The 23,376-nt window shown below is 69.6% G+C and carries 20 protein-coding genes; 8 read left to right on the top strand and 12 right to left on the bottom strand.

What is annotated here, in order from left to right:
* Positions 1–25: 25 nt before the first annotated feature.
* The 7 genes from dut to xseB form a co-directional block, all read right to left on the bottom strand.
* Positions 26–475 carry a dUTP diphosphatase gene (gene dut, locus EDC36_RS00885; protein WP_132961472.1) on the bottom strand — a complete coding sequence of 150 codons (450 nt, stop codon included), beginning with the start codon at positions 473–475 and terminating at the stop codon, positions 26–28.
* Positions 476–504: 29 nt separating this feature from the next.
* Positions 505–2,319, bottom strand: a complete 1,815-nt coding sequence (locus EDC36_RS00880) for a TRAP transporter large permease (protein WP_132961364.1) — start codon at positions 2,317–2,319, stop codon at positions 505–507.
* A 34-nt stretch (positions 2,320–2,353) separates the two neighbouring features.
* Entirely contained in the window at positions 2,354–2,965 is a 612-nt protein-coding gene (locus EDC36_RS00875; protein ID WP_132961363.1) for a TRAP transporter small permease subunit, read from the bottom strand.
* 157 nt (positions 2,966–3,122) lie between these two features.
* The gene (locus EDC36_RS00870; protein WP_132961362.1) at positions 3,123–4,202 is read right to left on the bottom strand and encodes a TRAP transporter substrate-binding protein; all 1,080 of its coding nucleotides are present in this window, start codon (positions 4,200–4,202) and stop codon (positions 3,123–3,125) included.
* A gap of 206 nt (positions 4,203–4,408) precedes the next feature.
* Positions 4,409–6,316: a 1-deoxy-D-xylulose-5-phosphate synthase gene (gene dxs, locus EDC36_RS00865; RefSeq protein WP_132961361.1), complete on the bottom strand. Its 1,908-nt coding sequence runs from the start codon at positions 6,314–6,316 to the stop codon at positions 4,409–4,411.
* Between the two features lie 39 nt (positions 6,317–6,355).
* Positions 6,356–7,276: a polyprenyl synthetase family protein gene (locus EDC36_RS00860; RefSeq protein WP_132961360.1), complete on the bottom strand. Its 921-nt coding sequence runs from the start codon at positions 7,274–7,276 to the stop codon at positions 6,356–6,358.
* Entirely contained in the window at positions 7,273–7,536 is a 264-nt protein-coding gene (xseB, locus tag EDC36_RS00855) for an exodeoxyribonuclease VII small subunit (protein WP_132961359.1), read from the bottom strand. Before xseB ends, EDC36_RS00860 begins: the two co-directional genes overlap by 4 nt.
* Before the next feature lie 289 nt (positions 7,537–7,825).
* Between xseB and EDC36_RS00850 the strand changes: the two genes are divergently transcribed.
* From EDC36_RS00850 to EDC36_RS00840, 3 genes are all read left to right on the top strand, one after another.
* Positions 7,826–8,992, top strand: a complete 1,167-nt coding sequence (locus EDC36_RS00850) for an aromatic ring-hydroxylating oxygenase subunit alpha (protein ID WP_132961358.1) — start codon at positions 7,826–7,828, stop codon at positions 8,990–8,992.
* 102 nt (positions 8,993–9,094) lie between these two features.
* Positions 9,095–9,973 (top strand): DMT family transporter, encoded by an 879-nt coding sequence (locus tag EDC36_RS00845; protein WP_132961357.1) that lies wholly within the window; start codon positions 9,095–9,097, stop codon positions 9,971–9,973.
* A complete protein-coding gene (locus EDC36_RS00840) occupies positions 9,970–10,851 on the top strand; it encodes a sulfurtransferase (protein ID WP_132961356.1) in 882 nt (293 codons plus the stop codon). The genes EDC36_RS00845 and EDC36_RS00840 overlap by 4 nt, the downstream gene beginning before the upstream one ends.
* A gap of 10 nt (positions 10,852–10,861) precedes the next feature.
* On the opposite strand, the gene EDC36_RS00835 is transcribed toward EDC36_RS00840, so the two are convergent.
* Positions 10,862–11,659: an EAL domain-containing protein gene (locus EDC36_RS00835; RefSeq protein ID WP_207895017.1), complete on the bottom strand. Its 798-nt coding sequence runs from the start codon at positions 11,657–11,659 to the stop codon at positions 10,862–10,864.
* Between the two features lie 61 nt (positions 11,660–11,720).
* Entirely contained in the window at positions 11,721–12,629 is a 909-nt protein-coding gene (locus EDC36_RS00830; RefSeq protein WP_132961355.1) for a dienelactone hydrolase family protein, read from the bottom strand.
* Positions 12,630–12,854: 225 nt separating this feature from the next.
* On the opposite strand from EDC36_RS00830, the gene EDC36_RS13440 reads away from it, so the two are divergent.
* Both EDC36_RS13440 and EDC36_RS00820 read left to right on the top strand, forming a co-directional pair.
* Positions 12,855–14,426, top strand: coding sequence for a methyl-accepting chemotaxis protein (locus EDC36_RS13440; protein ID WP_132961354.1), 1,572 nt, complete (start codon positions 12,855–12,857; stop codon positions 14,424–14,426).
* A gap of 32 nt (positions 14,427–14,458) precedes the next feature.
* The gene (locus EDC36_RS00820; RefSeq protein WP_132961353.1) at positions 14,459–15,145 is read left to right on the top strand and encodes a hypothetical protein; all 687 of its coding nucleotides are present in this window, start codon (positions 14,459–14,461) and stop codon (positions 15,143–15,145) included.
* Between the two features lie 30 nt (positions 15,146–15,175).
* Here EDC36_RS00820 and polA read toward each other — a convergent pair whose 3' ends face one another.
* A complete protein-coding gene (gene polA, locus EDC36_RS00815) occupies positions 15,176–17,950 on the bottom strand; it encodes a DNA polymerase I (RefSeq protein WP_132961352.1) in 2,775 nt (924 codons plus the stop codon).
* A gap of 51 nt (positions 17,951–18,001) precedes the next feature.
* On the opposite strand from polA, the gene EDC36_RS00810 reads away from it, so the two are divergent.
* Genes EDC36_RS00810 through EDC36_RS00800 form a run of 3 tightly spaced genes read left to right on the top strand, consistent with a single transcriptional unit; the run spans position 18,002 to position 20,056 of the window.
* Positions 18,002–18,325 carry a hypothetical protein gene (locus tag EDC36_RS00810; protein WP_132961351.1) on the top strand — a complete coding sequence of 108 codons (324 nt, stop codon included), beginning with the start codon at positions 18,002–18,004 and terminating at the stop codon, positions 18,323–18,325.
* 4 nt (positions 18,326–18,329) lie between these two features.
* A complete protein-coding gene (locus tag EDC36_RS00805) occupies positions 18,330–19,289 on the top strand; it encodes a homoserine kinase (protein WP_132961350.1) in 960 nt (319 codons plus the stop codon).
* Positions 19,286–20,056, top strand: coding sequence for a BPSS1780 family membrane protein (locus tag EDC36_RS00800; protein ID WP_132961349.1), 771 nt, complete (start codon positions 19,286–19,288; stop codon positions 20,054–20,056). The genes EDC36_RS00805 and EDC36_RS00800 overlap by 4 nt, the downstream gene beginning before the upstream one ends.
* Before the next feature lie 28 nt (positions 20,057–20,084).
* On the opposite strand, the gene EDC36_RS00795 is transcribed toward EDC36_RS00800, so the two are convergent.
* Entirely contained in the window at positions 20,085–22,433 is a 2,349-nt protein-coding gene (locus tag EDC36_RS00795; protein WP_132961348.1) for a UvrD-helicase domain-containing protein, read from the bottom strand.
* A gap of 56 nt (positions 22,434–22,489) precedes the next feature.
* Positions 22,490–23,371 carry an OmpA family protein gene (locus tag EDC36_RS00790; protein WP_207895015.1) on the bottom strand — a complete coding sequence of 294 codons (882 nt, stop codon included), beginning with the start codon at positions 23,369–23,371 and terminating at the stop codon, positions 22,490–22,492.
* Between the last annotated feature and the right edge of the window lie 5 nt (positions 23,372–23,376).

The following is a 23,376-nucleotide window of genomic DNA, read 5'->3' as shown; positions in this document are numbered from 1 at the left end:
ATTCCCCGGCGGTACCGGCGCGCGCTCAGCCCCGGCCGGTGGAGCCGTAGCCGCCCTCGCCGCGCAGCGTGGCCTGCGCAAAGCTGTCGACGATGCGAAATTGCGCCTGCACTACCGGGACGATGACCAGCTGGGCGATGCGCTCCAGTGGCTCGATCGTAAACGGCACCGGGCTGCGGTTCCAGGCACTGACCATCAATTGCCCCTGGTAGTCGCTGTCGATCAGACCCACCAGATTGCCCAGTACCAGCCCGTGCTTGTGTCCAAGCCCGGAGCGTGGCAGGATCAGCGCCGCGTAGCCGGGGTCGGCCAAATGGATGGCCAACCCCGTGGGCACCAACTCCCATGCGTTGGGCGCCAGCGTCAGCGGGCCGTCGAGGCAGGCGCGCAAATCGATGCCGGCACTGCCCGGAGTGGCGTAGCTGGGCAGCCGCTCGCGCAAGCGTTCGTCCAGGATGCGCACATCGACCTGCAGCCGCGCTGCCGTGCTTTCGGCGGCACCGTTCACGGCTTGCGCTCCTGCATCTCGCGCTTGAGCGCCTCCATCGGATCGTCTTCCTGCGGCGCAGCGTCTTCGGCCGCCGGGGCTGGGTCGGCGCCATCACCCTCGGCTTGCGGTTCGGTGGCTTCCTCTCCCCACGGGTTGGCCCCGTCCTCTTCGTTGCCGACCGGTATCTCCAACAGTTGCTGGCGCACCGCGTCCATGTCGCCTTCGACGGCCTTCTGGATATTGCCGGTGACGAGCTGTGGCTGCCACATCAACACCGCCACCATGATCAGCTGCAGCACGATGAAGGCGATCGAGCCCTGGTAGATCTGCGTGGTTTTGACGGCTGGGATGCGGCGGCCGGTCACGGCGTCGGTGTAGTCCTCGCGGGCGGCGACGCTGCGCAGATAAAACAGCGCAAAACCAAACGGCGGCGTCAGAAACGATGTCTGCAGGTTCATCGCCAGGATCGCGCCGAACCAGATCAGGTCGATACCCATCTTGTCGGCCACCGGCGCCAGCAGCGGCACCACGATGAACGCGATCTCAAAGAAGTCGATGAAGAACCCCAGCACGAACACCAGCAGGTTGACCACCACCAGGAAGCCGATCACACCGCCCGGAATGGCATCGAACAGATGCTCGACCCAAATGTGGCCGTCGGCCGCATTGAAAGTAAAGCTGAAGACGGTGGAGCCAATCAGGATGAACAGCACGAAAATCGAGAGCTTGGTGCTGTTCTCCAGCGCCTGACGCACGATCGTCCAGCTCAGCCGGCGCTTCAGCGCCGCCATGATGAGCGCGCCGACCGCCCCCATGGCGCCCCCTTCGGTGGGCGTGGCCACGCCCAAGAAAATCGTTCCCAGCACCAGGAAGATCAAGACCAATGGCGGAATCAACACGAAGGTAAATTGCTCCGCCAGCCGCGACAGCAAGCCCAGACGCAACAGGCGGTTCAGACCCGCCAACAGCAGCGCCAACAGGGCCGCCACGGTGGTGGACAACACCACCACCTCATCGGTGGGCGCGGCGACGTCGGCGGCCCGCCCCAGCAGCGGGTTGAGCACTTGGCCATGCACCTGTGCCCACCCCCAGCCGGCCAGTGTCACCAGCACCAACAGCACCAGCAGCGAACGGTGGCCGCTGGCACCGTTGTCTTCCCGGTAGATGCGCGCCTCGGGTGGTAAGGCGGGCACCCACGATGGCCGCAGCAGCGCCACCGCGGCGATGAAGATCAGATACAGCCCGATTAGCAGCAGCGACGGCACCAACGCGCCGGCGTACATATCGCCCACCGAACGGCCAAGCTGGTCGGCCAGCACGATCAACACCAGCGATGGCGGCACCACCTGCGCCAGTGTCCCCGAGGCGGTGATGACCCCGGTGGCGATGGCGCGGTTGTAGCCGTAGCGCAGCATGATGGGCAGTGAGATCAACCCCATCGAGATCACCGCTGCCGCCACCACCCCGGTGGTGGCCGCCAGCAGCGCGCCCACCAGCACCACGGCAAACGCGAGGCCGCCGCGCACAGGACCGAATACCTGCCCGACGGTGTCCAGCAGATCTTCGGCCATGCGGCTGCGCTCCAGCACGATGCCCATCAGGGTGAAAAACGGGATCGCCAGCAGCGTGTCGTTTTGCATGATGCCAAACACACGCAGCGGCAGGGCCTGGAACAGGTTGTCGGGGAACAACCCGATCTCCATGCCGATGAAACCGAAAAACAGCCCCGTGGCGGCCAAGGCAAAGGCCACGGGAAAGCCGGTGAGCAAAAAAAACAGCAGCCCGGCAAACATCACCGGGACGAAGTTGTCGTGCAGAAATGCGGTCATGACGAGCCGTCCTCAAACGGGTGCGGGTGCCCTCTCAGCGGGCGGCGGAGGTGGTGTGCTGCGCCCGCTGCGCTTCGGCCGCCGCGATTTCTTTGGCCAGCATCTCGGCCTCGCTCGGGCCGGTGTGGTCGAGCGGATCGCGCTCGCGACCGAGCAAAAACGCCACGCGCTTGATCAACTCCGAGAGGCTTTGCAAGGCCAGCAAGGCAAAACCGACCGGGATCAGCAGGTACACCGGCCAGCGAACCAGTCCCCCGGCGTTGGATGACATTTCTCCGCTGACCCAGGCGCGCTCGAACAGCGGCCAACCCAGCTTGATCATCATCGCGCACAGCGGCAGCACAAACACCACGATGCCGATGACGTCGATCCAGTTGCGCCCCCGCGCACTGAGCTTGGCCGAGACGAAATCGATACGCACGTGGGCATTGCGCAAAAAGGCGTAACCGCCACCGAGCATGAAAACGGCGGCGAACAGGTACCACTGCACCTCCAGCCAGGCGTTGGAACTGACGTTGAACACACGCCGCACCACCGCGTTGCCGGCACTGATCAGCGTCGCCGCCAAAATCAACCACATCACGCTCCAGCCGACGGCCCGGTTCAGGCCGTCGATGCCGCGCGCCACACGCAACAACAGGTTCATGTCGTCTTCTCCACGGTCGCCGCCCGGGTTGGGCGGGCCCGAAGTCTAGCCGAAGCGGCGCCGGTCGGCGCCGCTGGGCGACACAAAAAACCCCGCCGCGGCGGGGTCCAGCGCCGTGGGTATGCCGCAGCGTCGCCGCGGCACACGCCCGCAGGCGTCACAGTTTGACCGACTGCATGTAGCTGTCGAAACGCGCCTCGGTGAAGCGGAACCAGAGGTTGGCGTCGCGCTGGAAGTTGCGATAGTCGGTGTAGACCTTCTTCCAGTTCGGGTTGCTCGCGCTGAGCTCCTCGTACAGCCCCATGGCCTGCTTGAAAGCCTCGTCCATCACCGACTTCGGGAACGCCTGCACCTTGACGCCGTTGGCCACCAGACGCTTGAGAGCGGCCGGGTTGCGCGCGTCGTACATGGCCTGCATGGTCGTGTGGGCGTGCGATGCCGCCGCCTCCACCATCGCCTTGTAGTCGTTGGGCAGGTCGTTATAGGCCTTTTTGTTGATGTAGAAGTCGAGTTGGGCACCGCCTTCCCACCAGCCGGGGTAGTAGTAGTTCTTGGCCACTTTGTAGAAGCCGAGCTTCTCGTCATCGTACGGCCCCACCCATTCGGTGGCGTCGATGGTGCCCTTTTCCAGCGCTTGGTAGATTTCGCCACCCGGGATGTTTTGCGGTACCCCGCCCATGCGGCTGACCACCTTGCCGGCAAAGCCGCCGACGCGGAACTTCAGACCCTTGATGTCGGCCGGGCTCTTGATTTCCTTGCGGTACCAGCCGCCCATCTGGGCGCCGGTGTTGCCGCCGGGAAAGTTCACGATGTTGTACTGATCGTAGAACTCGCGCATCAGCTTCATGCCGTTGCCGTCGTAGAACCATGCCGTCAACTGCCGGCTGTTCATGCCGAACGGAATGGCGGTGCCGATGGCAAAGGTGTCGTCCTTGCCGAAGTAGTAGTACGGGGCCGTATGACCCGCTTCGACCGTGCCTTGCTGCACCGCGTCCACCACCCCGAACGCCGGCACCAGTTCACCGGGCACGTGCACCGACACCTGGAACTTGCCACCGGACATTTGGTTGATGGTCTTGGCAAACACTTCCGCCGCGCCGTGGATGGTGTCGAGCGACTTGGGGAAGCTGGAGGTCAGGCGCCAGCGCACTGTGGGCTGCGCATGCACGGCCGGGGCGGCACCGGCGGCCAAAACACCGGCGATACCGGCATGTTTGATGACGGAACGACGATCCATAAAGACAATCTCCTCAGGCTGACGGCCGGCGGGCATCAAAGCACCCTGCCAGCCATGACAAGAACGACGCCGCGCTAGTGTAGTGCAACGCGGTACCGCCCTTGGGGGCGTGTTTACCCTTAGGGCGACACGCTGGCGGAGGCGCGTTGAAATGTTTTCACGCCACCCGCAACCTCGTTCAACAGCGGCGCGGCGCGCGACCGGCATCAGGTCGCGACTGACCGCACCACTTGCAGCGCAGGGCGCTGGGCCACCCAGGCACCGAAGCGCTCGCGCACGCTGCGCTCGATGCCCGCGGCGTCCAGCCCCAGCCGCGCCAGCAGCACCGCCGGGTCACCGTGCTCGATGAAGCGGTCCGGCAGCCCCAGCTGCAGCACCGGTTTGACCAGCCCCTCGGCGGCCAGCAGCTCCAGCACCGCCGAGCCCGCGCCGCCGGCGATGCTGCCTTCTTCCAACGTCACCAGCGCGTCATGGTCGGCGGCCAGTTGCAGCACCAGCGCACGGTCCAACGGCTTGGCCCAGCGCATGTTGGCCACCGTCGCGCCCAGCGCCTCGGCTGCCTGCAGCGCCGGGTGCAACAGGGTTCCGAAGGCCAGGATCGCCACCCCCCGGCCCCGTCGGCGCACCTCGCCCCGGCCGTAGGGCAGAGCCTGCGGCTCGCGCGGCAGGGCCGCGCCCACGCCCGCGCCGCGCGGGTAGCGCACCGCCACCGGGTGGTTTTGCTGGTAAGCGGTGGTCAGCAGCTGGTAGCACTCGGCCTCGTCCGCCGGGCAGGCGATGGCGACGTTGGGCACGCAGCGCAGGTAGGCGATGTCGTACGCACCGCAGTGCGTGGGCCCGTCGGCACCGACGATGCCGGCTCGGTCCAGCGCGAACACGACCGGCAGGTTTTGCAACGCCACGTCGTGAATCGCCTGGTCGTAGGCGCGCTGCAAGAAGGTGGAGTAGATCGCCACCACCGGCTTGAGCCCTTCGCACGCCAGCCCCGCGGCAAACGTCACCGCGTGTTGCTCGGCGATGCCGACGTCATGGTAACGATCCGGGAAGCGCTGGTGGAACTCCACCATGCCAGAGCCTTCGCGCATCGCCGGGGTGATGCCCACCAGGCGTTTGTCGCGCTCGGCCATGTCGCACAACCAGCGCCCGAACACCTGCGAAAACGTCGGCTTGGGCGGCTGCGCCGGCGGCACGATCCCCACCTTGGGGTCGAACTTGCCGGGGCCGTGGTAGGTGATGGGGTCGGCCTCGGCAAGCTTGTAGCCCTGCCCTTTTTTGGTGACGACGTGCAAAAACTGCGGCCCAGCGCCGTCGTCCAGCAAGCGGCGAATGTTGTCCAGCGTGGGCACGAGCGCGTCGAGGTCGTGGCCGTCGATGGGGCCGATGTAGTTGAAGCCGAACGTTTCGAACAGCGTGGCCGGCACCACCATGCCTTTGGCGTGCTCTTCGAACCGGCGCGCCAGCTCCAGCAGCGGCGGCGCCACGCTGAGCACCTGCTTGCCCACCTGCTTGGCCGCGGCGTAAAAGCGCCCGCTCATCAGTTGCGCCAGGTAGCGGTTGAGCGCGCCCACCGGCGGGCTGATCGACATGTCGTTGTCGTTGAGGATGACCAACAGCGGCGCCTTGGTCACACCGGCGTTGTTGAGGGCCTCGAAGGCCATGCCCGCCGTCATCGCGCCGTCGCCGATGATGGCGATGGCGCGCCGGCGCTCACCTTTGGCCTGCGCCGCCAGCGCCATGCCCAGCGCCGCCGAAATGCTGGTGGAGGAATGCGCCGTGCCAAAGGCATCGTATTCGCTCTCCGAGCGCACCGGAAAGCCGCTCAGCCCCCCGAGCTGGCGCAGCGTGGCCATGCGCTCACGCCGGCCGGTCAGCACCTTGTGCGCGTAGGTTTGGTGCCCCACGTCCCATACCAAGCGGTCGTGCGGGGTGTCAAACACGTAGTGCACCGCGATCGTCAGCTCCACCGTGCCCAGGTTGGAGCTGAAGTGCCCCCCGGTGCGCGCCACGCTTTGCACGAGGAACTCGCGCAGCTCGTCGGCCAGCGGGCGCAGCTGCGCGCGCGGCAGGCGGCGCAGGTCGGCCGGGCTGTCGATGGAGGTCAGCAATCCCGTCATGGTGACCATCTCCTTGGGGTCATGGTGGGGCCACGCTGTTCAGTGGCGCCGCTGCACCACCCAGCGCGCCAGGTCGGCCAGACGCGTCGTGTCGATGGGCAAGGCTTGCAGCGCGTCCAGCGCCTGCGCCAGCAGGCCGTCGGCGTAGCCGCGCGCCCCCGACACCCCCAGCAGCGAGACGAAGGTCGGCTTGCCCGCCGCGGCGTCTTTGCCGGCGGTCTTGCCCAGCGTGGCGGTGTCGGCGGTGCTGTCCAGCACGTCGTCCATCACCTGAAACGCCAGGCCCAGCGCACGGCCGTACGCGTCCAGCGCCTGCAGCGTGCCCGCGTCGGCGCCGGCCGCCAGCGCGCCCATGCGCACGCTGGCCAGCAGCAGCGCGCCGGTTTTGCGCCGGTGCATCTCTTCCAACGCCGCCTGATCCAGCCGCCGCCCCACCGCCGCCAGGTCGATCGCCTGCCCCCCTGCCATGCCATGGCAGCCGGCGGCCAACGCCAGCTCGCGCGCCAGCGCCACCGCCTGCCGCGGGGCGCGTTGGGCCCAGGCCGGCGCCACCAACCATTCGAAGGCCAGGGCCTGCAGCGCGTCACCGGCCAGCAACGCCGGCGCCTGCCCGAAGCGCACATGCACGGTGGGCTTGCCGCGGCGCAGCACGTCGTTGTCCATGCACGGCAGGTCGTCGTGCACCAGCGAATACGCGTGAATCAACTCGACCGCACCGGCCACCCACCACAGCGGCGCGTCGTCGTCGGGCCAGGGCTGGCCACCAGCCGCCTCCCACGCCGCCAGCGCCAACAGCGGGCGCAGCCGTTTGCCACCGTCCAGCACCGCGTAACGCATCACCTCGCCCAGACCGGCCGGCGCGTCGGCATCGGGCAGGTGGACGTCCAAAAACGCCTCCAGACGCTGCTGCGCACGCCCCATCCAGGCCGACGTGTCCAGCGCAAGCTCCGCCTGCGTCATGCGCCGCCCCCGTTCCAGGGCTTTTCCTGGCCGTTGTCGATGACGCGGATCTGTTGCTCCACGGCCTCCAGCCGCTGGCGGCAAAAGTCCAGCAAGGCGCTGGCGCGCTGGTACGCGGTCAGCAGCTCGTCCAGCGGCAACTGGCCCGATTCCAGCCGCCCCAGCAGGGCTTCGAGCTCCTGCACGGCGGCTTCGTAGGTGGCGGGCATGGGCTCGCCCGCAGGGGGCGCCGCTGACATGGTCGGGGTGGGGCGCGGCATGGCGTGCAGTCTGGTCGTGTCCCTTGGGTGCGCCGCGCGCGCACCGCCGCACACGCGATCGATGTTTGACGCAGCGCAAAAATGGCATTGTAGTGAACCTTGCCCGCCCGCACCCCCGCGGGTACAATTCGAGCCGCCCCCGCGGCCTTGGTACCTCACCCCAGGGCCGGCGGGGGCAATGCTTTGCAACCCAGGAGGTGCTGCGTCACCGTTGTTTGATCGTCCCCGCGTGCCGCCACGGCGGCGCGCCCAGCCCCGCTGCGGCGGGATCGTCGAGGTCAGGTCCATCATGTCCGATTTGAGCCTTTCCATGCAGCAGGCCAAGAGCCAGTTGCCGGTGTCCGTGTACTTTGACGAGGCGCTGTTCAAGCGCGAGCTGGAGACCATCTTTCAGTCCGGCCCCCGCTACGTTGGGCACGCCAACGCCGTGCCCAACGTGGGCGACTACTTCGCCCTGCCGCAGGAGGGCGAGGGCCGCGCCCTGGTGCGCACCGAGCGCGGCGTGGAGCTGGTCAGCAACGTGTGCCGTCACCGGCAGGCCGTCATGCTCAAAGGGCGTGGCAACCTGATGAGCGACGGCAAGGCGCACGCCGGCGGTCACATCGTCTGTCCGCTGCACCGCTGGACGTACAGCGGCGGCCAGCGCGGCATGGCCGACATCGGCACGCTGGTGGGGGCGCCCCACTTTGCCCAGGACCCGTGCCTGAACCTGCAGCGCTGGAAGCTGCGCGAGTGGAACGGCCTGCTGTTCGAAGACAACGGGCGTGACATCGCCGCCGACCTGGCGGGGATGGCGGTGGGCGACGCGTTCAACTTCGACGGCATGGTGCTGGGCCATGTCGAGCTGCACGAGTGCAACTACAACTGGAAGACCTTCATCGAGGTCTACCTGGAGGACTACCACGTCGTGCCGTTCCACCCGGGCCTGGGCAACTTCGTCACCTGCGACGACCTGCGCTGGCAGTTCGCCAAGGAGTACTCGGTGCAGACGGTGGGGGTGCAAAACCTGGCCGCCAAAGCCGGCAGCCCCGTGTACCAACGCTGGCACGAGGTGCTGCTGCGCCACCGCGAAGGCAAACTGCCCGAGCACGGCGCGGTGTGGCTGACGTACTACCCGCACATCATGGTCGAGTGGTACCCGCACGTGCTGACCATTTCGACACTGCACCCGATCGCGGTGGACAAAACGCTCAACCTGGTCGAGTTCTACTACCCCGAAGAAATCGCCGCGTTCGAGCCGGATTTCATGGAAGCGCAGCGCGCCGCGTACATGGAAACGGCGGTCGAAGACGACGAGATCGCCGAGCGCATGGACGCCGGGCGCAAGGCGTTGCTGCAGCGCGGCACAAGCGAAGTGGGGCCGTACCAAAGCCCGATGGAAGACGGCATGCAGCACTTCCACGAGTGGTACCGCGCCAAGATGGGCTGGCCGCTGCAAGGCGCGATCGGGGGTTGACGCCTGGGCCGACCCTCGCGCATTCCGGCACGGCGCACGGCGCCGGCCCGTGCGCCGGCCCCTGACGGGCCGGCGCAACGCCACCCTGCCCAAGCCCTGTGGATGGTGCTGGGCGCAGCCTTGTTCGCCACGATGGGGGTGTGCATCAAGAAGGCCGCGCCGCACTTCCACAGCTTTGAAATTGTAGGCTACCGTGGCCTGATCGGGGCCGTGCTGTTGGCGCTGCTGGCGCGCCAGCAGGGTGTCGCGCTGGCCACCCGCGTGCCGGCGATGCACCTGTGGCGCAGCGCCGTGGGCACGGTGTCGCTGCTGGCGTGGTTTTACGCCATCGCCACGCTGCCACTGCCCACCGCGATGACGCTCAACTACATGAGCAGCGTGTGGGTGGCGGCGTTTTTGGTGGGCGGCAGCCTGCTGCTGCAACGCCCGGCGCAGCCGCTGCGGCAACAAGGCCCGTTGCTCGCGACGGTGTTGGTGGGCTTTGCGGGCGTGGCGTTGGTGCTGCGTCCCTCGTTCGAAGGCGCGGCGGCGCTGGGGGGCTTGAGTGGCCTGCTGTCCGGGTTGACCTCGGCGCTGGCGTACCTGCAGGTGGCGGCGCTGGCGCGCGCGGGCGAACCCGAAACCCGCACGGTGTTTTGGTTTTCGGTGGCAGCGGCCGTGGTGGGGTTCATGGGCACGGCGGTGCTGGGCGCCAGCGCCTGGGTGTGGCCACAGGTCGTGTGGCTGCTGCCCATCGGCGTGCTGGCCATGCTGGGGCAGTTGTGCATGACGCGCGCCTACGCCAGCGGCGCCACGCTGGTGGTGGCCAATCTGCAATACTTTGGCATCGCGTTTGCGGCGCTGTACGGCCTGCTGCTGTTCGACGATCGGCTGCCGTGGCAAGGTTGGCTGGGCATGCTGCTGATCGTGGCCAGCGGCGTGGCCGCCACGCTGCTGCGCGAACGCGCCGTGCCGCGCCTGCCTGCCGAGGAACACGCATGACCCCCGCCCTGCCCCACCCGTTGATCGACGCCCCCGCGCTGCGCCGTGCGCTGGGCGGGCCGCAGCCGCCGCTGGTCTTCGACGCCAGCTTCGAACTCAGCGACCCGGCGGCGGGCGCCCGCCAGTACGCGCAGGGACACATCCCCGGTGCGCGGTATGTGCACCTGGACCTCGACCTCAGCGCGCAGCCCAGCGAACCACACGCCAGCGGTGGGCGGCACCCCCTGCCCTCGCGCGAAGCGTTCGCCCAGCGGTTGCGCGCCTGGGGCGTGCGCGACGACGACACGGTGGTGGTGTACGATCGACAAGGCGGGATGGTGTGCGGCCGGCTGTGGTGGATGCTGCGCTGGTGCGGCCACGCGCGCGTGCACGTGCTCGATGGCGGCTGGGCCGCGTGGCGGGCCGCTGGCGGCGAGGTGGCCGTGGGCGAGCCGGACGCGGCGCGGACCGGCGCGGTGGGCGACTTCTCGCTGCGGCAGCCACTGGTGCACCTGTGCAGCGTGCAGGAGGTGGCCGCGCGCCTGGGCGACCCTACCCGGACCGTCGTGGACGCGCGTGCCGCCGCGCGCTACCGTGGCGAGCTGGAACCCCTGGATCCCGTGGCCGGCCACATCCCCGGCGCGCTCAACCGCCCCTACACCGACAACTTCGACGCCGATGGGCGCTACAAGGCCCCCGCGCAGCTGCGCACCGAATGGCACGCGCTGCTGGCCGGACGTGACCCGCACGGTGTCGTCGTGCACTGCGGCAGTGGCGTCAGCGCCGTGCCGCACGTCATCGCCATGACGTTGGCAGGGCTGCCGGCGCCGACGCTGATGGCCGGCAGTTGGAGCGAATGGTGCGCCACGCCCGGCCTGCCGTGCGCGCGGTCGGTCTGAGCGCCAACGCTCACGCCAAGGCGGCCCAGTCGGGCTCCGGCAACGCCTCCAGAGCCGGGCGGGCCACCAGGTAGCCCTGGAACAGCGTCAACCCCATCGTGCGCAGCTGCTCGTACTCCGCCCGGGTCTCCACCCCCTCGGCCACCACCTGCACGCCCAGCGCCGCGCAGGTGCCCATGACCCCCGCCACGATGGCTTGGCGCGCCGGGTGCCGGTCGATGTCGCGCACCAGCGCCATGTCCAGTTTGACCAACTGGGGCTGAAAATCGGCCAACAGGTTCAACCCCGAGTAACCCGCGCCAAAATCGTCGATCGCAGTCAAAAAACCTCGGCTTTGGTAGTCCCGCACGATCGACAGGGCATGGTTGGGGTCACGGATTTTTTCCGTCTCGGTCATTTCAAACACGAGCCGGTACGGATCGAAGCCGACCTTGTGTGCCGCTGCCAGCGTGAGGCGTATGCACGTCTGGGGCTCGTAGACCGCATTGGGCAAAAAGTTGATCGACAAGCGGCTGCGCAGCCCAAGCCGCTGCGCCGTGTCGATGGCCAGCACCCGGCAGGTTTGGTCGAACCCGTACAGTTGGTCGTCCGTCACCTTGGCCAACACGGCGCCGGCCGGCTCGCCGGCGGGGCCACGGACCAACGCCTCGAAGGCGAACACCTCCTGCTGCGCCATATCGACGATCGGCTGGAACGCCATGCGCAGCTCGCCGTGCCAAGCCTGGGCGTTGCGGCAACGCACACAACCCCCAACGTCAGCCAGCGTGCCTTCGAAAAAACGCTCGAGGTAGGTGCGTGGATCAGTCATGGATCCATCTTACCGTACCGTCCTGGGACGGGCAGCCGCCGCGCGGGGCAGGCGCCACGCGTCACGCCGCGCCAACCCCGTGGCGCGCGAACCACGCCAGGCAGCGCTGCCAGCCATCCTTGGCCGGCCCCTCGCGGTAGCTGGGACGGTAGTCGGCGTGGAACGCGTGCGGGGCGTCGGGGTACACGACGAATTCGCTGGCACGCGCCGCCGGGCTGCCACTGGCCAGCGCCGCCTTCATCCGCTCGACCGACGCCAGCGGGATACCGGTGTCGGCCCCACCGTACAACCCCAGCACGGGCGCCTTGAGCTCGCCAACGACGTCAAGCGGGTGGCGCGGCTGCAGCGGGTTGCGCTCACCCTCCAGGCGGCCGTACCAGGCCACCGCCGCCTTCACACGCGGGCTGTGGGCCGCGTACAGCCAGGTCTGCCGGCCGCCCCAGCAAAATCCCGTCACGGCCACCCGGGCCGTGTCGCCTCCGTGGGCTGCGGCCCAGTCCACGCACGCGTCCAGGTCGCGCATCACCTGCGCGTCGGGCACCTTGGCAATCAACTCGCTCAGCAGCCGGGCCAGCTCGCCGTAGCTTTGCGGATCGCCCTGGCGCACGAACAAGTCCGGCGCCAACGCCAGGTAACCGGCCCGCGCGAAGCGCCGCGCCGTGTCGGCGATGTAGTCGTGCACGCCGAAAATCTCGGAAATCACCAACACCACCGGCAGGCCTTGGCGCCCCGCCGGGGCCGCACGGTACACGGGGATCGTGTCGGCCCCGGCGTTGACCATCACCTCACCCACCACCAAACCGTCGCTGGGTGTCTTGATGGCGGTCTGCGCCACCACCGGCAGCGCCGCCAGCGCGTACCCGGCCCCGAGCGCGCCGCGCAGCAGGCTGCGCCTTGGCAGGCCCGCGGCCTCGGAACGTGCGTCCAACAGCGCACGGGCATCGTCCAGACAAGGGGCGATGGGGGTCATGGTGGTCTCCTAAGCCAAGATGGGTGGTGGACAATCGGTGCGCACCGCGCCGTCCGGGGCGCGGCTTACGTTTATGATGCCGTTGCGCGCGCGGACGCGCCAGCCCCGCTATGATGCTCATAGCGTGCGACTATGCGCTGCCGCTGCCTCACCGCCCCCACGGTACCCCAACGTGGGCCCGATGAGGTTTTTCGATCACGAAGTGCTTGTCTGGATGGGAGCCCCATGTTGCAGCGTTTGCGTTTGACCCAACGTGTGCTCACCGTCATCGTGGGCTACCTGGCGGTGCTGTTGGCGGTGGCCGGTGTCGGTCTGTGGGGGCTGCACCAGGCCCGGCAAGCGTTGGTCGATGTACACGGCCACCGCATGGCCGTGGCCGAGTCACTGGCCACGATGTTGCGCAATTACTACGACAACCGGCTGCACGTGCTGCTGGCGTTTCAACACGCCCCGGACAGCCCCACCCGCACGCTGCACGACCACCCCACGCAGATGCACCTGGACGCCATCGCCAAGCAGCGCGAAAGCAACGACCAGGCCCTCAAAGCCATTGAAGCGCAAAAGCCGCGCATGGACCCCGAAGAGTTGCGCATGTACGAGGCGGTGCTGGCGGGGCGGCAGGCGTGGCAGGCCAAGCGCGACACCGCGCTGCAGGCGATCCGCGCGGATGATTTTTCGGTTGAGGTGATGCAGGCCTTTTTGGTCGCCGGCCGCACCGAAGGGCTGGCGTTCGAAAACGCCATGCGCGAGCTGCGGCAGTACCAACTGCAACGGGCCGAGGACGAAGCGCACGCGGCCGAGCGGCGCTACCTGCTCGCCCTGGCGATCGTCGTGGCAGCGCTGGTGCTGGGCGCGCTGCCGCTGACGCTGCTGATGTGGTCCACGCAGCGGCGCGTGTCGCACGGCTTTGCGCGTGCCGACGCCAGCGCCACGGCCATCGCGGGCGGTGATCTGTCGCAGCCGCTGCGCGACGACGGTGGCGACGAAATCGCGCATCTGTTGCAACAGATGGAGCGCATGCGTGTCAACCTGCGTGACCTCATCGGCAGCGTGGTGCAAGCCTCGGACAGCATCGCCAGCGCGGCCAGCCAGGTGGCCAGTGGCGTGCTGGACCTGTCGCAGCGCACCGAACAGCAGGCCAGCTCCCTGCAAGAGACGGCCTCGGCCACCGAGGAGCTCAACAGCGCCGTGCGCCTCAACGCCGACCACGCGCGCGCCGCCGACGACATGGCCGAAAAGGCCTCGCAGGTGGCCGAGCGCGGCGGCAGCGTCGTGGCGCAGGTGGTGCAGACGATGAACGACATCAACGCGTCGTCGCAGCGCATCGCCAACATCATCCGCGTGATCGACGGCATTGCCTTTCAGACCAACATCCTGGCGCTCAACGCCGCGGTGGAGGCGGCGCGTGCCGGCGAGGCGGGGCGCGGCTTTGCCGTCGTCGCCGGTGAGGTGCGCCAGTTGGCCCAGCGCAGCGCCGAAGCGGCGCGCGAAATCAAAGCCTTGATCGAAGAATCGGTCAACAAAGTGGGCAGCGGCACGCAGCAGGTGGACGCCGCCGGCGCCACGATGGGCGAAATCGTGCAAAGCATCGAGCGCGTGACCGAGCTGATGCGGCAGATCGCCACCTCCACCGCCGAGCAGGCCGAGGGTCTGGCCCAAATCAACCAGGCCGTGGCGACGATGGACGGCGTCACGCAGCAAAACGCGGCGCTGGTGGAGCAGGCGTCGGCCGCGGCGGCCGCGCTGCGTGACCAAGCGCAGCAACTGCGGCAGCGCGTGGCGCGGTTCCGGCTGTGAGCGGTACAGCGGCCGTGGGACGGCGACGTGGCGTGGCGACCGCCGCCCCGTCGTCGGTGGTGAGGGACGCGCAACGGCGGGCGCTGGCCGTGGCCGCGCTGGCCGTTGGCCTGGCCGGTTGTGGGACACCCCCCAGGCCCGTGCCGTCGGCACCGGTGCCGCCCCCCACGGTGTTGGAGCTGCCCTACGACGGCGGGCGTGTGACGCTGACGCGCGACGGCGCGCTGTGCGCGCTGCGCTGGCAAGGCGCCCTGCACGCGGGTGCGCTGCAGCGTCTGCGGCAAGCGCTGGACAGCGATGCCGCCCGCGCTTGCCACCAACGGCGCGCCTGGCTGCACGGACTGGACGGCGCGCTCAACGACGCCGTCACCGCCGGGGCCATGCTGCGCAACCGCGGCTGGGGCACCGCCGTGCCCGCCGCCACCGTCTGCACGACGCCGTGCTGGCTGGTGCTGGCGGGTGGGCAGCCGCGGCGCGTGGAGGCCGGCGCGACGGTGGTGCTCACCCCCCTGCCGCCGGACCCGGATTTCGCCCGCGGTCCGTGTGGCGGGGAACCGAGCCGCGCCCAGCAACTGACCCTGGCCCGCTACCTCGGGGCGATGCTGCCCGACCCCACCGCGGTGGCGCTGCACCGGCGCGTCGTGGAGGCCGACTGCCGCGCGCCGCCGCGGCTGGACGCCACCCAGGCCCTCGCCCTGGGGTTGGCCACCGAACGTTGAGCGGCGGGTGACCCCTCGGCGGCGCCGCGCTCAGTGCGCCTGCTCCCAGTTGGGGCCGACCCCCACCTCGGCCACCAGTGGCACGCGCAGCGTGGCCACGGCGGCCATCAGGCGCGGCACCTCGGTGCGCACCCAATCCACCTCGTCGGCCGGGCATTCGAACACCAGCTCGTCGTGCACCTGCAGGATCATGCGCGTGCGCACGCCGGCCGCATCCAGCGCGCGCTGCACCGCCACCATGCTCATCTTGATGAGGTCGGCGGCCGTGCCCTGCATCGGCGCGTTGATGGCGGCGCGCTCCGCCGCGCTGCGTCGTGGGCCGTTGGGCGAGTTGATTTCGGGCAGGTACAGGCGCCGCCCGAACACCGTTTCCACGTACCCTTGCGCTTTGGCCTGCTGGCGCGTGCGCTCCATGTAGGCGCGCACGCCGGCAAAGCGTTCGAAGTAGCGCTCGATGTAGTTCTTGGCCGCCGTGGGGTCGATGCCCAGCGCTTTGGCCAGCCCGTAGGCGCTCATGCCGTAGATGAGGCCGAAGTTGATCGTCTTGGCGTAGCGGCGCTGCTCGGGCGTGACGAGCTCGGGCGCCACGCCGAACACTTCGGCCGCGGTGGCGCGGTGCACGTCGAGCCCCTGCGCGAACGCACGCAGCAGCGCCTCGTCCTCGCTCAGGTGCGCCATGATGCGCAGCTCGATCTGCGAGTAGTCGGCGCTGGCGATCCACCACCCCGGCGGCGCGACGAACGCGGCGCGGATGCGCCGTCCCTCGGGCGTGCGGATGGGGATGTTTTGCAGGTTGGGGTCGTTGCTGGCCAGCCGTCCGGTCACCGCCACCGCCTGCGCGTAGTGGGTGTGCACGCGCCCGGTGGCGGGGTTGACCATCGAGGGCAGCTTGTCGGTGTAGGTGCTTTTGAGCTTGGACAGGCTGCGGTGCTGCAACACGATGGCCGGCAAGGGGTAGTCTTCCGCCAGCTTTTCCAGCACCTCCTCGTCGGTGCTGGGCGCGCCGGTGGCGGTTTTTTTGACCACCGGCAGCCCCAGCTTGCCAAAAAAAATGTCGCCGATTTGCTTGGGCGAGCCGAGGTTGAACGGCTGCCCCGCCAGGCGGTGGGCCTCGGCTTCGAGCTGGGCGATGCGCTCGCCCAGCGCCTGGCTTTGGCGGCGCAGCTCGTCGGCGTCGATCAACACCCCGTGGCGCTCCATGCGTTGCAGCACGTGGGTGACGTCGATTTCCAGCTCGTAAATGCGCTGCAGGGCCGGCTGCGCCTGCAGCCGCGGCCACAGCACCTGGTGCACAGCCAGGCACATCTCGGCGTCTTCGCAGGCGTACTGCGCGGCGCGCGCCAGCGGCACCTGGGCAAACGGGATCTGGTGCGCGCCCTTGCCGCACACGTCCTCGTAGCTCAAGCCCTTGCGCCCCAGGTGGCGTTCGGCCAGGCTGTCGAGGTTGTGCGGCTTGTGCACCTCCAGCACGTAGCTTTGCAGCAGCGTGTCGTGCACGTAGCCGCGCACCTGCACGCCGTGGTTGGCCAGCACGTGCAAGTCGTACTTGACATGCTGGCCGAGCTTGGGCGCGGCCGCGTCCTCCAGCCAGGGGCGCAGCGTGTCCAGCACCTCGTCCAGCGGCAGTTGGACAGGCGCCTCGGGGCCTTCGTGCGCCAGTGGGATGTACGCCGCCTCGCCCGTCGCCACCGCGAGCGAGAGGCCCACCAGCCGCGCACGCTGTTCGTCCAACGACGTGGTCTCGGTGTCCAGCGCCACCAGCGGCGCGGCGCGCACGCGCTGCAGCCACGCCTGCAGCGTGGCGCGGTCGGTGATCGTCGTGCAGCGCAGCGGCGGGTTCGACGGCGCCGGCAGCAGCTCCCCTTGCGCCGCCCCGGCGTCACCGCGCGGCGGCACGTCCCCGCTGGCGGCGCCGGGCTGCAGCGCGCGCGCCAGGCTGCGAAAACCGTAGCGCTCGTAAAACGCACGCAGCGCCTCCAGGTCCACCGGGCGGCGGCGCAGCGCCTCCAGGCTGGGCAGCCCTGGCACGTGGCCGTTGAGGTCGCAGTCGGTGCGGATGCGCAGCAGCTCGCGTCCGGTGGGCAGCCACGCCAGCGCGCGGCGCAGGTTGGCGCCGGCCGCGCCGGTGATGTCGTCCGCGTGCTGCACGATGCCCTGCAGCGACCCGTAGGTTTGCAGCCACTTGGCCGCCGTCTTGGGGCCGACCTTGTCCACGCCGGGCACGTTGTCCACTGCGTCGCCCACCAGGGTCTGGTAGTCCAGCATCTGCTGCGGGCTGACGCCAAACTCGGCCTGCACGCCGGCCACGTCGCGCACCTTGCCGCTCATCGTATCGACGATCGTGATGCGCTCGTCCACCAACTGCGCCAGGTCCTTGTCGCCGCTGGAGATGATGACGCGCCAGCCCTGCTCGGCCGCCGTGCGCGCCAGCGTGCCGATGACGTCGTCGGCCTCGATGCCAGGTACGCGCAGCACCGGCCAGCCCTGCAGCGCCACCAGCTCCAGGATCGGTTCGATCTGCGCCCGCAGCGCGTCGGGCATCGGGGCTCGATGGGCCTTGTACTCGGGGTAAAGCTGCTCGCGAAACGTCGGCCCGGGGGCGTCGAACACCACCGCCAGGTGTTCGGTGGGGTAGCTTTTGTGCAACGCCTGCAGCATGTTGAGCATGCCGCGGATGGCGCCGGTGGGTGCGCTGTTGGGGTCGCCCGGCACCGCACGCAAATCGGGCATGGCGTGGAACGCGCGGTACAGGTAACTGGAGCCGTCCACCAGCACCAGCAGCGGGGCATTGTCGACGTGGGTCATCGCGCAATGGTAACCGGGCGCGCGCTTGGCTTTGCCTACAATCGGGGGGTCATGTCCAGCCCTGCCCGCCCCTTTTTGTTGGTGCGCCTCGCTGCCATCGGCGCAGCGGCGCTGGTGGCCCATGCGGCCCATGCCCAAAGCGCGCCCGAGGGCCACACGCCCCGCCCCGCCGCGCCCGAGCCCAAGGTCGAGCGCATCGTGCACCACGACGGTCTGAGCCACATCGAGGAGCTGCGCGTCGGTGGGCGCACGCGCAGCATCGAGGTCCAGACCCGCTCCGCGCTGCCGGGCTACGAGGTGCGCCCGATCGACCCCGCCCAGGACGACCGCCGCTCCGGCGCAGGGCAGCGGCAGTGGCGCGTGCTGGCCTTCTGACGCCATGGCGGTGTTCACCGAAGTCAGCCGCGACGAAGCAGCGGCGTTGATGCAGCGGCTGGGGCTGGGGCAACTGGTCGCCATGGCGGGCTGCGCCGGCGGCATCGAAAACACCAATTACTTCGTCAGCACGGTGCGCGATGGCGTCCGCCACGAGTGGGTGCTGACGCTGTTTGAGCGGCTGACGCACGCGCAACTGCCGTTTTACCTGTACCTGATGCAGCACCTGGCGGCCAAGGGCATCCCGGTGCCCGACCCGCAAGCCGACGGCGACGGCGCCATCCTGCACACGGTGCGCGGCAAACCGGCGGCGGTGGTCAACCGGCTGCGCGGCGCCAGCGTGCTGAACCCCGGCCCGCAGCATTGCGCGCAGGTGGGCGCGATGCTGGCGCGCATGCACCTGGCCGCGCGCGACTACCCGCGCCAGCAGCCCAACCTGCGTGGCTTGGCGTGGTGGAACGAAACCGTGCCGGTGGTGCTGCCTTATCTGCAACCCGAACAGGCCGAGCTGCTGCGCGACGAGCTGGCGTACCAAAACGCGCTGGCGGGCACCGACGCCTACCGCCGCCTGCCCGCCGGGCCGGTGCACGCTGACCTGTTTCGCGACAACGTGATGTTCGAAGACGGCCGCTTGAGCGGCGTGTTCGACTTTTATTTCGCCGGCTGCGACACCTGGCTGTTTGACCTGGGCGTGGCGCTCAACGACTGGTGCATCGACCTGGGCAACGGGCACGACGACCCCGAACGGGTGGCCGCCCTGCTGCAGGCGTACGAAGGGGTGCGGCCGCTGCAGCCTGACGAGACCGCGCTGCTGCCGGCGCTGCGGCGGGCGGCGGCGCTGCGGTTTTGGATTTCACGCCTGTGGGACTGGTACCTGCCGCGTCAGGCCAGCGTGCTCAAGCCGCACGACCCGACGCACTTCGAGCGCGTGCTGCGCGCGCGCCGGCAGGAGGTCGCGGCATGAGGCTGCAACGGGTGCCGGCGCGCGTCGGTTGGCAATGGGTGCGCCTGGGGCTGCGCACCTTCATGCGCCAGCCGCTGGCCATGGGCGGGCTGTTTTTCATGTTCATTTTGCTGGTCAGCGTGCTGGCGCTGGTGCCGCTGCTGGGCGCGCCGCTGGCGCTGGCGTTGCTGCCGGCGGCCACGCTGGGCATCATGGCCGCCACCCAACAGGCCGAGCACGGCCGCTTCCCCATGCCCACGGTGCTGGCCAGCGCGTTCGCCGCCGGGCGGGAACGCGCCCGCGCCATGCTGCTGCTGGGGGCGTTGTACGCGCTGGGCTCGCTGGCGGTCATCGCACTGTCTTCGGTGCTGGCCGGTGGCAGCGGCAGCGCGGCCGGCACGGACGGCGCCACGGCCTTGGACGACCCGGTGCTGCTGCGCAACCTGGCCTGGCAGGCGGTGCTGTACCTGCCGCTGGGCCTGCTGTTTTGGCATGCCCCGGCGCTGGTGCACTGGCATGGGGTGCACCCCATCAAGGCGCTGTTTTTCAGCCTGGTGGCGTGCTGGACCAACAAGGGGGCGCTGACCGTGTTCATGCTGGGCTGGACCGCAATCTTCTTTGCTGTGGCGCTGCTGCTGGTGCTGATGGGCAGCCTGCTGGGCGGCACGGCCGTGATCCAGGCCCTGCTGTTCCCGGTGGCGGCGCTGCTGAGCGCGGCGTTTTTCACCTCGCTGTACTACACGTTCCGCGACAGCTTCGTCAACGACGACGGCACACCGCCCGCATGAGGCGCGCCCGGGGTGGCCGTCGGGCGCGTCACTCCACCGGCGTGAGCTTGGCCACCGCCAGCGCCAGCCACTTGGGGCCGTGGCGGCGGAACTGGACGTGCGCCCGCGCGTCGCTGCCCTGGCCTTCGATGGCCAGCACTTCCCCCTCGCCGAACTTGGTGTGAAACACCGTCATGCCGACCCGGATCGGGGCGCCGCTGGCGCTGACCACGGACGCCTCGCGGCGTGGCGCGGCCGCGGGCAACCCGGCCATGCCAGCGGGGCGCGTCTCCTCCCCCAGGGCGCTGCGCCCCCACGCCGGCTGCGCTCCGCCCCACCCTGAGCCCGCGCCGCGGGCGCGCGGCGGGCTGAGCCAGTGCAGGCTCGCGGGCGGCAATTCGTCCAAAAAGCGGCTCGGGATGTGGTAGCGCGTGCTGCCGTGCAGCATGCGGGTTTGCGCCCACGTCAGGTACAGGCGCTGGCGCGCGCGCGTGATCGCCACGTACATCAGGCGGCGCTCTTCCTCCAGCCCATCGTGGGTGGCCAGGCTGTTCTCGTGCGGGAACAAGCCCTCTTCCAACCCGGTGATGAAGACGGCGTCGAACTCCAGGCCCTTGGCCGCGTGCACCGTCATCAGCTGCACCGCGTCCTGCCCGGCGTTGGCCTGGTGGTCGCCCGCCTCCAGCGCCGCATGGGTCAGAAACGCCGCCAGCGGGCTGAGGGTCTCGCCGTCCGCATCGGTGGCGGCGTCTTGCGTGGCATGTCCAAACCCCTCCTGCTGCACAAAGGTGTGCGCCGCAGCCACCAGCTCTTCCAGGTTTTCCACCCGCTCAGCGCCCTCGCGCTCGGCACGGTAGTGGTCCAGCAAGCCGCTGTCGTGCAGCACGGCGCGCACGATGTCGCCCAGCGGCAAGCCGGCGCAGCGCTCCCGCATCACCTCCAACCGCGCCACGAAGGCGCCCAGCGCCGCCCCGCCACGCCCCCCCACCAGCGTCACCGCGTCGCTGAGCGCACAGCCCGCCTCGCGCGCGGCCTGCTGCAACTGCTCCACCGTGCGCGCCCCGATGCCGCGCGGCGGCACGTTGACCACGCGCAAAAAACTGGTGTCGTCGCGCGGGTTGTCCAGCAGCCGCAGGTACGCCAGCGCGTGCTTGATTTCGGCGCGCTCGAAAAAGCGCAGCCCGCCCCAGACGCGGTACGGCACCCCGGCCTGGAACAAGGCACCCTCCAGCGCACGGCTTTGCGCGTTGCTGCGGTACAGCACGGCGATTTCGCGCGCCGGCACACCGTCGCGCCGCAACTGGCGGATTTCATCCACCACCCACTGCGCTTCGTCAAAGTCGCTGGGCAGCTCCACCACGCGCAACGGCTCGCCGTCGCCACGTTCGGTGCGCAGGTTTTTGCCCAGGCGCTGACGGTTGTGGTCGATCAGGTGGTTGGCCGCGTGCAGGATGTGGCCGACGCTGCGGTAGTTCAGCTCCAGGCGGATCGGGTCCTTGATGCCGAACTCGCGCACGAAGTCGGCCATGTTGCCCACGCGCGCGCCCCGAAAGGCGTAAATGCTCTGGTCGTCGTCGCCCACCGCCATCACGGCGTTGTCCCCGGGCACGAAGCGGCCGGCGTCGTCCTCCCGCCCCGCCAGCAGCTTGAGCCAGGCGTACTGCAGGCGGTTGGTGTCCTGGAACTCGTCCACCAGGATGTGCCGGAAACGGCGCTGGTAGTGCTGGCGCAGCTCGACGTGGTCGCGCAGCAGCTCGTGGCTGCGCAGCATCAGCTCGCCAAAGTCGACCACACCCTCGCGCTGGCACTGCTCCTCGTAGCGCTGGTACAGCTCGATCTTGAGCCGCGTGTCGGGATCGCGCGCCACCAGGTGCTGCGGGCGCTGGCCTTCCTCTTTGGCGTTGTTGATGAACCACTGCAAGGCCTTGGGCGCGACGCGCTCCTCGTCGATGCCCAGGCCTTTGAGCAGGCGTTTGATGGCGCTGAGCTGGTCTTGCACGTCCAGGATTTGGAACGTGGGCGGCAGGCCGGCGCGCTGGGCGTGCGCCCGCAGCAGCCGGTGGCACAGCCCGTGGAACGTGCCGATCCACAGGCCGCGCGGATTCAGCGGCAGCAGCGCGCCCAGGCGCGCCAGCATTTCCCGCGCCGCCTTGTTGGTGAATGTCACCGCCAGCACGCCGCCCGGGCTGACCTGGCCGGTGGCCAGCAACCAGGCGATGCGGTGGGTCAGCACGCGTGTTTTGCCCGACCCGGCGCCGGCCAGCACCAGGGCATGCACCGCAGGCAGCGTGACCGCGCGGCGCTGCTCGGGGTTGAGCCCGGCCAGCAAGGGGTGGGTGACGTCCAGTTCAGGGGTGGGTGGGCGGCCGTCGCCGGCCCCGACCAAAGCATCGTGCATGGGCGGCATTGTAGGCGTGGCCTCTCCGGCACCGAGCCCGGCGCCGGCGCGGCGGCTCACCGGGCCGGTGCGGCGGGGCGCAGCGGTGGCTCCAACGTGATTTCGACCCGTCGGTTCAACGCGCGGTTGGCCGGCGTGTCGTTGGGCGCGATCGGGCGCGTGTCGGCGTAGCCGGTGGCGCGCAGCCGCGTCGGGTTGATGCCGCGCGCCTCCAGGTGGCGCACGACGCTGCCGGCGCGCGCCGCCGACAGCTCCCAGTTGGAGGGGAAGCGAACCGTCTGGATCGGCACGTTGTCGGTGTGGCCCTCGACGACGATGGTGTAGTCGGGCAAGCGGTTGATCGTGGGCAGCAGGCGGTCGATGACGGCGCGCCCGGCGGGGGTCAGCTCGGCCTCACCGGCGGAGAACAGCACCTCCGAGGGGATGCGAAAGATCAGCCCGTCCTCGCGGCGCAGCAGCTGCACCTCCTCGTCCGCGGGCAGCGCCAGGGGCTCCGGCGGGGCCGAGGGCGCCGAAGCGGCCCCCGGCACGGGCGGCGCCTGCTCGGCGCGGCGCTCGACGGGGTGCTCGCCGGGCCCCGGCGAGGGCGACGGCAGGCCCACCGGCGGCACGATGCTGCCGCCGCCCCCCGGCAACGGCTGGCCCACGGCGGGCGCGGCCTGCCCCTGCGCCTGCGGGCGGCCCAGCGGGGGCTTGCGTGCGATGGGCTCGGAAAACGCCAGCATCACCACCAGCATCACCAGCAGCAGCGTCATTGTGTCCAGGTAGGTGATGAGCCAGGTTTCCTCCTCTTGCGGAGGGTCGGGCTCGGCGTGCCAGCGCTGGTAGCGCCCGCGCTGCATCGGGCTGGCGCGCACCGGCACGCCGCCCGCCGCACCCGCGGCCGTGCTGGTGCGACCGGGCTGCGCACCGTTGCTGGGGTTGGAGGCGAGCGCCATGGGTC

Source organism: Tepidimonas ignava (assembly GCF_004342625.1).
Taxonomy (GTDB): Bacteria; Pseudomonadota; Gammaproteobacteria; order Burkholderiales; family Burkholderiaceae_C; genus Tepidimonas; species Tepidimonas ignava.
Note: the sequence above shows the minus strand (reverse complement) of the source record. Positions and strands in the feature narration are given on the sequence as shown.